Raw genomic sequence first — 2,251 nt, forward strand, 5'->3', positions numbered from 1 at the left:
AGAAGCAGGTCGCCAAGATCCTTGAGCTGTTGCGGGAGGTCGAGGGTGATCGCTGAGAGGCCCGACCTCGTCGACTCCGGTGTCTCCTGGCTTGGGAAGGTTCCGCCGCACTGGACCACGAAGCCGCTGTGGTCCATGTTCGAACGCATCAAGGATGTGGACCATCCGGAAGAGCGGATGCTATCCGTCTTCCGCGAGTACGGCGTCGTGGCGAAGGACTCGCGCGACAACATCAACAAGACCGCCGAGAACCGCAGCATCTACCAGCTCGTCCACCCGGGTTGGCTGGTCGCCAACCGGATGAAGGCATGGCAAGGTTCGGTCGGCATATCCCCGCTCCGCGGGATCGTTTCCGGTCACTACATCTGCTTCGCGCCGCGCCATGGTGAGGACGCCCGCTACCTCAACTGGCTCCTTCGCTCGACCATCTACACCAACGGCTACGCGCTGCTCTCGCGCGGCGTGCGCATCGGCCAAGCCGAGATCGATAACGACGAGTTCCGGCTGATGCCGATCCTGCTCCCGCCGCTGGAGGAGCAGCGCGCCATCGCCGACTACCTCGACCGCGAGACCGCCCGCATCGACACGCTCATCAAGGAGCAGCAGCGCCTGATCGAGATGCTCCGCGAGCGACGAGATTCGACATGGGCGGCGCATGTGGAGACTGCCAAACATCACGGTCAGCTTGTCAGCGTTCGCCGCGTCATCGACTCGATCGTCGATGGGCCGTTTGGCTCTTCGCTTACCTCGGCTCACTACTCCGACGATGGCGCTCGGGTGGTCCGGCTTGGCAACATCGGCGTGAATGAGTTCAAGGACGGCGACACTGCGTTCATCCCGCTCGACTACGCAGCGGAGCTCGAAGCACATACAGTAGAGCAGGGCGATGTCGTTGTCGCTGGCCTGGGTGACGACCACATGCCGCTGGGGCGAGCCGCAGTCGTGCCTGCGCTTGGGCAGGCCGTCGTGAAAGCAGACTGCTACCGCCTTCGCCCCAATGCCGAGGTGAGTGCCGCTTACCTTGCCTGGGTCATGTCAGCACCGCAGACGCGCTCGCAGATCATGCTGCTTGCTCGTGGCTCGACTCGGCTGCGACTCAACACGAAAGTCGTGCAACAAGTTGAGATCCCGCTTACGGACAGGGGCACTCAGGATGCTCTCGTCACTCAATCCACCGCCGAGACCGTGAAGATTGACACGCTGATTATTGAAGCGGAGCGGTTCATCGAACTGGCCCGTGAGCGGCGGGTGGCGCTGATCACGGCGGCTGTGACGGGGCAGATCGATGTGCGGGATCTGGTCTGATGGCCGACTACAACGAGGTTGTCTTCGAGTCCGAGATCTGTGCGTATCTGGGGGCTCACGGATGGTTGTACTCGGCGGATGATTCCGGGTATGACCGCGAGCGGGCGCTCTTCCCCGCGGACGTGTTCGGCTGGTTGGAGGAGACTCAGCCGGCGGCGTACGGGAAGGCGTTGAAGGCTGCCGGGTCGGAGGCGAAGTTCCTCGACGTGCTGACCACGGCGCTCGACAAGCCGCTGGAACACGGTGGCGGGACGTTGAACATCCTGCGTAACGGGGTCGTCTACATCGGTGGTGGCCGGTTGAAGCTGGCGCAGTTCCGGCCGGAGACCAGCCTGAACGCGACGACGGTGGCGCAATATGCGGCCATGCGGGTGCGAGTGATGCGGCAGGTGCGTTTCTCCACCGCGGATCAGCGCAGTCTGGACCTGGTGTTCTTCGTCAACGGGCTGCCGGTGGCGACGGTGGAGTTGAAGACGGACTTCACGCAGTCGCTGGACGAGGCGATCAGCCAGTACCGCAAGGACCGGCGCCCGGTCACGAACGGCCGGCCGGAGCCGTTGCTGTCGTTCGGGCATCGGGCGCTGGTGCACTTCGCGGTCTCCAACGACCTGGCGGCGATGACCACCAGGTTGGAGGGCGAGAAGACCCATTTCCTGCCGTTCAACATCGGCCATGACAGCGGGGCGGGGAACCCGCCGGGTGCCGAGGGGCGGTCGGCGACGGCGTACCTGTGGGAGCGGGTCTGGGAGAAGGACACCTGGCTCACCATCATCGGACGGCTGATGATCGTGGAGACCAGGCAGGAGTGGGACGTCGCGACGGGGACGTCGGTACGGCGCACCAGCATGCTCTTCCCGCGGTTCCACCAGTGGGAGGCCGTGACGAACATCGTCGACGCCGTGCGCGAGGAGGGCGTCGGCCACAGGTACCTGATCGAGCACTCGGC

At 64.4% G+C, this 2,251-nt stretch carries 2 protein-coding genes; both read left to right on the forward strand.

Translation table 11 applies throughout. The annotated features are described in order from the left end of the window. The first annotated feature begins 135 nt into the window (after positions 1-135). Entirely contained in the window at positions 136-1,305 is a 1,170-nt protein-coding gene (locus FrCorBMG51_RS24320) for a restriction endonuclease subunit S (protein ID WP_052915015.1), read from the forward strand. After that, positions 1,305-2,251 (forward strand): type I restriction endonuclease (locus FrCorBMG51_RS24325; protein ID WP_047225330.1); only part of this gene is annotated, 947 nt, incomplete at its 3' end. The genes FrCorBMG51_RS24320 and FrCorBMG51_RS24325, both read left to right, overlap by 1 nt.

This window comes from Protofrankia coriariae (genome assembly GCF_001017755.1).
GTDB lineage: Bacteria > Actinomycetota > Actinomycetes > Frankiales > Frankiaceae > Protofrankia > Protofrankia coriariae.